The organism is Serratia sp. TSA_198.1 (genome assembly GCF_052686505.1).
This window is the reverse complement of sequence record NZ_JBQZFP010000004.1, coordinates 229,913-240,140: the sequence shown is the minus strand read 5'-3', so window position 1 is coordinate 240,140 and position 10,228 is coordinate 229,913. Positions and strand designations below refer to the sequence as shown.

Here is a 10,228-nt window from a genome sequence, read left to right as displayed (position 1 = left end):
TGCCATCCTTCCTTTGCTTTTCTTGACGGGGATAACGGTAAAAGGGGTTAGATCAGCGCAAACGCGTCTGCGTCCCTGAGGAAAGGCAATTGCTCCCTGACGCCCAGCAAATGCTCACGCGACAGCGTGGCGTTCCGCACGCTTTCCACCTCCACCTCATCGATCAGAACCTCGCCGAGCGGGTCGATAAGCATCGAGTGGCCGTTGTAGCGCAGCCGGTTACCGTCCTCTCCCACGCGGTTGACGCCAATCACGTAGCTCTGATTTTCAATCGCCCGCGCGGTGAGCAGGGCTTGCCAATGCGCCGCGCGCTTTTCCGGCCAGCTGGCGATATAGAGAGCGACGTCGTAGCGAGCGTCCGCATTGCGTGACCAAAGGGGAAAGCGCAGGTCGTAGCAGATAAAAGGCGCAATGCGCCAGCCGCGATGCTTAACCACCAACTGAGCCTCGCCCGCGGTATATTCCCGGTCCTCTTCGGCAAAAGAGAAAAGGTGTTTTTTGTCGTAGTGCGCAATGCCGCCGTCTGGCGTGACAAACAGCAGGCGGTTATAAAAGCGCCCTTCTTCGGTGATGATCATGCTGCCTACCAACGCGCTGCCGGAATGAGAGGCGCGCTCCTGCATCCACGCGACCCCAGGCCCCTGCATGGTTTCCGCGATCCCCCGCGGCGCCATGGAAAAGCCGGTGGTGAACATTTCCGGCAGGATAATAATGTCGCTGGCTTCGGCCTTGGCGATGTGCTCCGCCATACGGCGGCGATTGCGTTCGGCGTCTTCCCAGATAATGTCGCTCTGGACCAAGGTGACGCGCAGATCCTGATCTGTCATGTCTCTAATCTCCCTCAATAATGTGTGATGTTTTCAGCGCAGATCGGCGTCATACAGTTGCTCCAGGAAGCCGCCCTGACGCACGATTTCCCGAATTTCAGCGGCAGGCCCCTGCTGCCCGGGCGCGGCGATAAATCCACTTTCCACCAGATAATCGAAGTAGCGGAACAGCAGCGCCCGGTCGCATGGCGCGCAGGTAATCCCGGCATGCGACAACTGCTGACGGGTGTGCTGCGTGGCGTAACGGGCCTTCTCGCTGATTTCGCTGCCGCAGTAGAACAGCGCCAGCAGATCGGTGAAGGTGGAGCGATAAGGTTTGCCTTGTAACCAGAGACGGTTCTCGGTCAGTGCGTCGAAATAATCGGCGTTGATCAGCGTGCTGATGCGATAGCCGTACTGCCGCAGGAAGTCGACGATATCGTCATAGGTAATGGGGTTGGGATGGGTCAGGTTGAGCGTACGGCCCTGGAAGCGGTCTATTTCCACTATCGCGCAAAGCGATGCGCGGGCAACGTAATCCACCGGCGTAATATCAAAATCTTCCCGCGAGCTAAACGTCAGGCCGGTTTCCACCAGCGCTTTGATCATCTCGTAGTAGATGCCCTTCACCCTGGTCTCCACCAGCGGGTAGCGCCCGCTGAGGCTGTCGCCCCAGATATTGCCCGGCCGGGTGATCACCCAACGCAGCCCGCGCTTACCCGCCTCGTGTACCGCCTGCTCCGCTTCGAACTTGGAGCGTTCGTAGTCCATGTCATTAAACGACTGGCCGACGTCCAAATCCGTTTCCTGCAGCGTGAACCCGTCCTGGTAAAGTTTATCGCCGACGATGCTGAAGCTTGAGGTATAGAGCAGCGGCACATTGCCCAGCAGACACAGCGCAATCAGGTTTTGCGTACCGCCGACGTTGACCGGCGCGATTTTGCCGTACGACGCCACCAGGCTGACGTTAGCGGCACAATGGATAACGCGATCGATCCCCATTGCCAGTTCCTGGTAATCCGCCGGGTTCAACCCGAGCCGTGGCTGGGTGATGTCCCCGATCAGCGGGATCACGCGCCAGAGATGTTCCCGGCTGCGCCGTTCGGGATCGTAGGTATAGAGAAGTTGTTCCAGCCTCTCCAGCGCCTGCTGCGGGCTGGCGGCGCGCACCAGACAGTACACGCAGGCGTCGGTACTCAGCAGGATTTCGAGCAGGATACGGCCGCCCAATACCCCCGTTGCACCGGTAAGCAGTATATTTTTTACCTGTTGATTAACATTGACCATGTTCATCCCTCAACAAAGCGATTAAATGAGCCTGACCCGCGACGGCTAAAGGGTGCCGACACGCATCCCCCCATCCAGCGGGATCACCGTGGTATTGAGGTAATTGGTTTTACAGCTGGCGAGGAAGCCAACAACCTCCGCCACATCCTCCGGCGTGCCCCATCGGCCTACCGGCACGATGGAGCGCACGATCTTCTCTTCTTCGGGGGTATCGATCATGTGCGGGTCGACGAATTGCGCGAGCATTTCGGTTTTGCAGATGCCCGGCGCAACCGCCGTAACGCTGATATTGAGCGGCCCCAGTTCGCGCCCCCATGACTCGGTAGCCGAGATCACGCCCGCCTTCGAGGCCGCGTAAGCGGATCCGCCGGCAGCGCCCCAGATACCGGCAATGGAGGCGATATTGATGATGCGCCCGTACTTCAGGCGCGCCATATAACGGGAGAACACGGCGGTACAGTTGAAGGTGCCCAGCAGGTTGACGTTCAGCACGCGCGCCGCGCCGCTGAGACCACGCTCGGAAAGACAGAAGCTGCGTTCGATAACGCCGGCGTTATTCACCAGCACGGTCAACGCAGCGCCAAGGCGCGCTTCGATTTCGCGCGCGGCTTGGGCAATGGACTCCTCCTGCGTGACATCCATAACGAAGGTATGCAACCCTTCCGGGTGTCCCAGGCGCTCAGCCAGTTGCGTCAGCCGTTCTGCACTGACGTCTGCGGCGGCGACCTGGTAGCCGATATCCAGCAACACCCTGGCGATGGCCGTGCCGAACCCTCCTGCGGCACCGGTCACCACGGCGACCTGATGGCTCATGCGTCAACGCCCTCTTTAAAGGTGATGTCGATGATTTTTCTCGCATTGGCCATTGCGTCATAAATGCGCTCTTCAAAGAACTGCACATCGTCCTGGGACATCAGCATGTTGGCGTAAATGCGCGATAACGGAGAGAACTGGATACCGTAGCGTTTGGAAATTTCACGAATGATGATGTCGCAGAATTTCACCTTATCGCTGTACCCTTCGGAACGATCGACCGGCGAGTTCTGCGAGTGGTAAACCAGCGCCGTCGGCATCCCCTGAACCACCAGCGGCAGCTCTACCGATTCGGCGGCTTTAACGAAGATGTTCGAGATCTGGCGGGTGAAGCCGGCCATGCGCTCATAACAGCCGGGATCTTGTTCTATCAGCGAGAAGGTCGCCTTGATGGCGGCCAGGCCCAGCGGATAACCGTTGAAGGTGCCGGCATGGATAACCTTACCGCGCGTATACAGGTTCATGATGTCGCGACGCCCGACGATGGCGGAGATCGGCATGGAGCCGCCGCCCAGCGCTTTACCGAAAGTCGAGAGGTGCGGCGTAACGCCCAGCAGCTGTTGCGCGCCGCCCAGGCCAAGACGCACGCCGGTAATGATCTCGTCGAAAATCAGGACGATATTGTACTTTTCACACAGCGCCTTGGCTTTTTCCAGATAGCCTTCACGCGGGAAAATACCGCCGCCGTTGATGCAGATCGGCTCCATCAACACGGCGGCAATCTCATCGTGGTAGCGCTCGATGGTGGCGGTCAGCACCTCGATGTCGTTCCACGGCAGCATAAAGGATTGATCGGCAATCGCCCCGGTCGCGCGGCCCCAGGTGTCCAGCAGATCGCCTTTGAACTGCTCCGGTACCGGGTAACTCAAATCCTGTTTTTTGCGCCACCCCATAATATTGTCGGCGTTGCCGTGATAATGGCCGTGGAAGCGGATAAAGCGGTTTTTACCGGTGAAGCCGCGCGCCAGACGCAATGCGTTTTGTACCGCTTCGGTACCGCTCAGGCAGAAGCGCACCATCTCCGCGCTGGGAATATGTTTCACCAGCGTTTCGCAAACCTCGACCTCCAGATCGCAGGTGTCCACCGAGGTGACTTTGCCCATGTAATCCATCAGCGCCGCGTTGTAGGCTTCATTGTGGTGGCCAACGAAAAGCGCGCCAAACTTGCAGAACAGATCGAGATGTTCATTGCCGTCCAGATCCCAGACGCGCGAATTACGCCCCCGGTTGAACGGAATCACCAGCGGTCGTTCGGGATCGCCAAAGTTGTAATGCGTGCCGCCGGGCAGCAGATCCCAGCATTTTTTATAAAAATTCTTCGATACATCCAGGGACAACTTGGTTGATGCGTCCATATTCTGTGCGTTCTCCGTTTGTTTACAGGAAGATGAAAGGATAGACAGCGACTGCCTGGCGGGCTGGCTCTCGCTGCCGACCGTCAGGTTAAAGGGGGAATAGCGGCCGAGCGTGTCGGGCAGCGCGATGTGCATCAGTTCCAGCAGTGCGGTGCGCGTCAGCCAGGCCGCGCCGCTCATCAGCAAATGCGCCAGTTCCGCGACGTGACGTTGGGTCGGATCTTCCAGCGGCGTGCCCTGTAGCCATTCGTTCATGGCGCCCATCGCCGAGCCACACCAGATCTGATAATCCATTTCGCGACCGGCTTCGCCCTGGATCGCCCAACGCGAGGACTGTCCGAGATACCATTGGAACACCAGCGCCATCTGTTTCTTTGGCTGCTGCAGCGCCTTCTCAATGACCTCCGGGCGGCCGCAGCGCTGAAAATACGCCACGGTTTCCTGCCAGACGTTGGCCAGCGGTTGACGGAAAATCTGTTTTTCCAGTTGGGCGACGTCGTCGGCGGGCAGCGCAGCCAGACCCTCATACTGCTTGTAGAGCGCATAGAGTTTCTGCGCGCGTACCGGGTACATGCTGCCTTGCTTAAGCACCTGAACTTTGGCGCCCATCTCAAACATGTCGGCAGAAGGCGCGGTCGCCACATCGCCAATCCGCACTCGCCCCAGCATCTGTTTGGCCGCGTCGGACGTGCCTGCTTCTACGCAGGCCTGGTTTATCGAACCGGTCACTACATAGGCGGCCCCGAGGGCGAACGCGGCCCGCACCGCGTGCGGCGTGCCGATGCCGCCGGCCGCGCCGATGCGCACCCGATGGCGGTGACCCGATTCGCGTTCAATGTCGTCTCGCAACTGAACCACTGAGCGGAATATGCAGGCGAGCGTGCCCTGATCGGTATGGCCGCCAGAATCCCCCTCCACGGTAATGTCGTCCGCCATCGGCACCTGACGCGCCAGCTCAGCCTGTTCGGCATTGATCAGGTTGTCGGCAAGCAGTTTTTTCAGGATATTTTCCGGCGCCGGCCGCAGAAAACATTGCGCCACCTCGCGACGCGAGACTTTGGCGATAATGCGGTTGCGGCGTGCAATGGTGCCGTCGCGTCCACGCGTCAGACCGCAGGCGCGATAGCAGACCAGCGCCGGGCTGAGGTTGATATAGGCTGAGGCCTCCACAATCGTCACCTGATGCTCAAGGCAAAGCTGTACGCAGGCCATTTCCCAAGCTGGGTTGCCGGGGTTATGCAGCAGGTTAATGCCAAAAGGCCCATCGGGCAGATGCTGACGCAGGGTGGCTATGGCCTGGGTAATGCGGGGAATATCGAGCCCCCCCGCGCCGAAAATCCCCAGAATTTTTTGCTGCCCCAACGCGATAGCCATCGCCTCCGAATGGATGCCGTTCGCCATCGCGCCGGCGTAGTAAGCCATGCGTACGCCATAGTCGCGGCAGAAGCTGCCGTCACCCAATTCCGCTTCCGTTACCGCAGGCAAGGTGCCGATCGGCTTTGCCTCTGCCGAAGGTAACGCTTCGCCCAAGGCGCAGAGGTGCGCCTCATCGCCGGACTGAACCACCTGTAAAGCTTGTCCGAGGTCATAAAGCGCGGCTGAACCTGCCACCAGCGGCAGGGCATCGAACGGGCGTTTACCGCCCGAATGATTGACGGAGAAACGCGGGCTCATGATGAAACTTCCTGTGTCTGAAGCGCCGTCAGGGCGCTGGCGTCTTGAGAAAGGCGGTGCGTGTAGCCCGCGCCAAGGTTATCGCACAGGCCGATTACGCTGCCGCGATAGAGAATTTCCACGATGAAAACCAACGCGATGGCATCAGGCGTTTTGCCGTCGGGCTGCCAGTGCACATCGATTGACTTGCAGGTCAGCCGGTAGCGCAGCACGTCGCGTTCGCATTTCACTTCGCCGCGGAACTTGGCGCTGTACTGGTGGTGACACAGCGTATGCGCCACCAGGTCGGGGCTGGCATTCAGGCCGAGGTAATAAAGGAAGAATTTCACCAGTTGTTCACACCCCTCCACAAGGAAGGTGCCCGGCATCACCGGGTCATTCTTGAAGTGAGCGCGGAACACCCAGTGATCGGGATCGATATCCACTTCGCCCATCGCCTCACCCAGCCCCCAGGCACCGCCGCAAGGATCGATCGATGTGACCCGGTTCAGCATGCGTGCATCGGGTGCGCACAGCGTGCCAGCCGCGTGCCCCGCGTAGTGCGGCCCAAAACAGGTGGCGACGTCCCCGCGGATCAAGGCATCCAGCGCAGCGTCATCAAATTCGCGGCGCTCGCAACGCAACAGCGGCGTAAAAGGTCGTGCCTGCACGGCGCGCGCGAAATAGCCGGTGGTATCAATCTGCCGCGCGTTGGCGATTTCGCGCTTGCCGAAGAAGCCCGAGTTGGCGACCAGCTTAAACACCAGCCGATCGCCGACGTAGCAGAAGTATTCATAAGCAATCAGCGCCACGCCGCCGGCCCTGACAAAGGAGGTGATATTTACCCGCCCGCGCAACATTTCGCCCGCACGCGGCATTTCGCTGTAGACCGTGGTCTGGCTGTCGACCGCCCGGTAGCAAAGCTGCCCTTTGAACAGGTGATCGCAACCGATAACGGTGAAGGCGACAATCATGGCATGCGAGGATTCCAGCGCGACGAAGGGGGGCGTTTTGCCGTCGACCAGGAACCAGGCGTCCGGCGCAATATCGTATTCCCATTCGATAAAGCAGGGTTCCAGCCGATCCTTTTTCGCGCTCAGGGCGGTAATGCGGGAGACAAACAGGTAGGGCGGCGACGGCATTCGGGTACGTACCGGATACTGATCCACCCCCGCGTAGTCTTGCCCCAGAACATTGCTCACCAGCCCATCCGTCAGCTCGAACACCTGCTGCTCATTAAACAGCGGCTCGGCGACCGGGCCTTGCCCCGCCAGCAGTTGGCGGATCAGATGATAGTAATTTTGCTGAACATGCAGGTAATGCAGATGCGTCTGCGCATGACGCGTCAGATGGTGCAGGGCCATGTTGTTCGCCAGGATATTCCCGGCCGGCGTCTGCGTCGGGCTGCTCGGCGCAAAACGCGCCAGCGTATCCGCATTGACGATGAACTCGCCCAGCGGCTTCTCCCGCCCGGTATAGACGGTGACCGTCAACCCGCCTCTCGCTGCGGAGTTCGCCGCGGCCGGCTGCGCGCGAGGCCCGCTCAGCGGCTCGCGCAATAACAGATGGCTACAGGCGCGATCGATGCCGATATGGTTGACCGCCGCGCGACGCAAAGCGCCCCTCGGCGGCGCCCATTCCTGCGTCTGCTGCGGCAGTCTAAAGCGTCCGTCTGCTTGCTTCGCCAACGAGGAGTGCTGGTTGAACGCGGGCACCGCGGGCAGATAGCGCTGAGACAACTGCAACGCACATTTCACGATCCCCAGCAACCCCGCCGCGGCGGCAAGATGGCCATAGTGCGCCTTCAGCGTTCCCACCGTCACGGGCGCCTGACGTTCCGGCGTGGCATAGACGCCGGCCAGCGCGGCCAGTTCCGTTTCCATCTCCCCCGGGCGCGCTCCGGAATAGAGTTCGAGATAGTCGACATCCGCCGCGCTACAGCCGGCGGCCTGCAATGCGCGACTGGCGCTATCGGCAATCCCCTGGCGGCTGGCGGTGTAAGCCAGCGTCGGGCTCAACTCGTGCCCAACGGCCAGCCCGTCGATAACGGCGTAAATCGGCGTTCCTGCCTGCTGCGCATCCTGCTCGCGGCGCACGACCACCACGCTGCCGCCATCACCCGGCGTCTGGTTCGCCTGCACGGATTGATGATCCCACAGCACATTCTCCAGCGCGCCGCCAAAGCTGCAACTGGCGATCAGCACGCCCTCGACCTCGTGGCGCGCCAGCAGGAACTGCGCCAGTTCAATGGCCTTAAACGCGGCGTTTTCTTCGCTGTAAAGGGAGAACGCCGGTCCGTTCAGGTGCAAATGGGCAGCCAGCCGGCTGGCGACCACATTACCGATGCCACCGGTGATACCTTCGGGGTAAGGCGCCGGGAACAGGCTGTCCTTCACGACATTCTGCAATGCCTGAAGATCCTCTTCGCTCAACGCAATGCCCTGGCTGCGCAGACTCTGTTCCAGCTGCCAGCTAATCTCGTTACGCGCCTGGTAACGCAAGCAGCTGTAATCCACTCCGCCTGCGACAATCACGGCCAGATTACGGCGCGTGCCATCCAGGGCATAACCCGCGTCGAGAAAAGCGCGTTCAGCCACCGGCAGAAGAAACAGATGCGAAAGCAGATGAGGGCCGACCACATTTGGCGGCAGCCGGAAGCGTTTACAGTCAAATTCAAACGTCTCGATCCAGGCCCCCTGCGGGATCTGTTCGATACCGCGCGTGGCCAGCAGATCCTGCTGGCGCTCTACGCCCAACCAGCGCGTAGCGGGCAGTGGGCGCTGATGTTGCCTGCCCTCGCGGAAGGTGCGATCAAGACTTAGCGTATCCTCGGTATCGGCGGCGTGTACGCCGATGCCGACCAGCGCCAGCGGCTCTGCTTTTAATGGCTTTGCGGCTTGCGGCAGCGCCGCACGCAGCGCAGCGTGATCCTCGCTCAGCACCAGATGGGCGTTGACGCCGCCGAAACCGAAGGCGTTGATGCCGGCGCGTTTTTGCCGATCGCGCTGCGGCCAAGGGCGGGCCTCGCGGACCACATCCTCCAGGCCGAGTTGGCCGGCAGGCGTGTTAACCAGTTGCTGCACGCCAGGCGTAGGCGGGATGAGATTGTGCTGCATGGCGAGGATCACTTTGAACAGGCTGCCCATGCCGGAGGCCGTAAGCATATGGCCGTTGATCCCTTTGTTGGCGCCAAGCAGAGGGCGAGTCGGCGCCTGCGCGAAGAAGGCTTCCATGGCTGCCAGCTCGATCTGATCGCCCACCGGCGTGCCCGTGGCATGGCACTCCAGATAATCGATATCCGGCTCGGTCTTGCCATAGGCGCGTGTCAGCGCCAGCTGCTGTCCGTTGCTGTCGGGCACCAGCATATGGCGGCTGCCTGCATCGTTGGAGAGACCGACCGCCTCGATAACGCCGTAAATTTTATCGTTGTCGCGAATGGCGTCAGCGTAGCGTTTCATGGCGATCACGCCTGCGCCCTCTCCCGCCTTCAAGCCTTCCGACGTGCGGTCAAAGGGGATCGACTGCCCTTTCTGCGGAAACGCCTGCAACACATTGAAACCGTGATCGATATAGATGTGGTCGGCATGGCACACCGCCCCCGCCAACATCATGTCGGCTTTGCCGCTGGCAAGGTAATCGCTGGCCATTTTGATGGCGTAAAACGCAGAGGAGCAGGCCGCATCCAACGCGTAGCTCGGCCCCTGCAACCCCAGCGCCTGGGCGGCGACGGTGGCATTATGGCCGCCCGTGATAAGGTTCAAGTCGGACAGCGTCTCTTCAGGCCAGACGCGGTCGAAGGCAAAATCGTCCCGACCAAGCAACTGACGCAGATAGGGAGTCAGCATCTGGTGATAAAAGCGGCTCATCAGCCGCTTGCCGCTGTGCGTCGGCATGCCGATGTTGCCAATAAGCAGGCCGGTTTTTGCCAGCGTCTGCGGCTGCCCGCGATAGCCGCTATCGTTTAACGCCTGCGCTGCGGCGTGCAGGGTCCACTTGAACAAGTTATCCAGCGTCTCCAGCTCTTGCGCCGGTAGCGCGTAGCCGGAGGCATCAAAGTGAAAATCGCGGATGTGCCCATTGCGGTTATAGCCGATTTTATCCGCCGTTCCCGCCACCGGATGGTAATAGACCGCAGGGTCGATGCCGGTTTCCGCAGCGGAAAGCGGCGAGGCGCAGTCCCGGCACTGAATCAAATTCTCCCAGTATTTCTCCGTGGAATCCGCCCCCGGAAACAGGCAGCCCAACCCCACGATCGCAATATTTTCCATTACCAGCCACTCCTGAACATAAGCCTGTTGCCGGGCGCTTAACCGC

5 protein-coding genes are annotated in these 10,228 nt (G+C 60.4%); all 5 read right to left on the bottom strand.

The annotated features are described in order from the left end of the window. Positions 1-47: 47 nt before the first annotated feature. Genes ACUTSW_RS18370 through ACUTSW_RS18350 form a run of 5 tightly spaced genes read right to left on the bottom strand, consistent with a single transcriptional unit; the run spans position 48 to position 10,182 of the window. The gene (locus tag ACUTSW_RS18370) at positions 48-827 is read right to left on the bottom strand and encodes an amidohydrolase (protein WP_063200412.1); all 780 of its coding nucleotides are present in this window, start codon (positions 825-827) and stop codon (positions 48-50) included. A gap of 33 nt (positions 828-860) precedes the next feature. After that, a complete protein-coding gene (locus ACUTSW_RS18365) occupies positions 861-2,093 on the bottom strand; it encodes a thioester reductase domain-containing protein (protein ID WP_445585036.1) in 1,233 nt (410 codons plus the stop codon). Positions 2,094-2,138: 45 nt separating this feature from the next. Next, positions 2,139-2,906 carry an SDR family NAD(P)-dependent oxidoreductase gene (locus tag ACUTSW_RS18360; protein ID WP_006328024.1) on the bottom strand — a complete coding sequence of 256 codons (768 nt, stop codon included), beginning with the start codon at positions 2,904-2,906 and terminating at the stop codon, positions 2,139-2,141. Further along, complete coding sequence (locus ACUTSW_RS18355) at positions 2,903-5,935, bottom strand: PfaD family polyunsaturated fatty acid/polyketide biosynthesis protein (RefSeq protein WP_445585035.1); 3,033 nt, start codon at positions 5,933-5,935, stop codon at positions 2,903-2,905. The genes ACUTSW_RS18360 and ACUTSW_RS18355 overlap by 4 nt, the downstream gene beginning before the upstream one ends. Continuing rightward, entirely contained in the window at positions 5,932-10,182 is a 4,251-nt protein-coding gene (locus ACUTSW_RS18350; RefSeq protein WP_445585034.1) for a polyketide synthase family protein, read from the bottom strand. Before ACUTSW_RS18350 ends, ACUTSW_RS18355 begins: the two co-directional genes overlap by 4 nt. Positions 10,183-10,228: the final 46 nt, after the last annotated feature.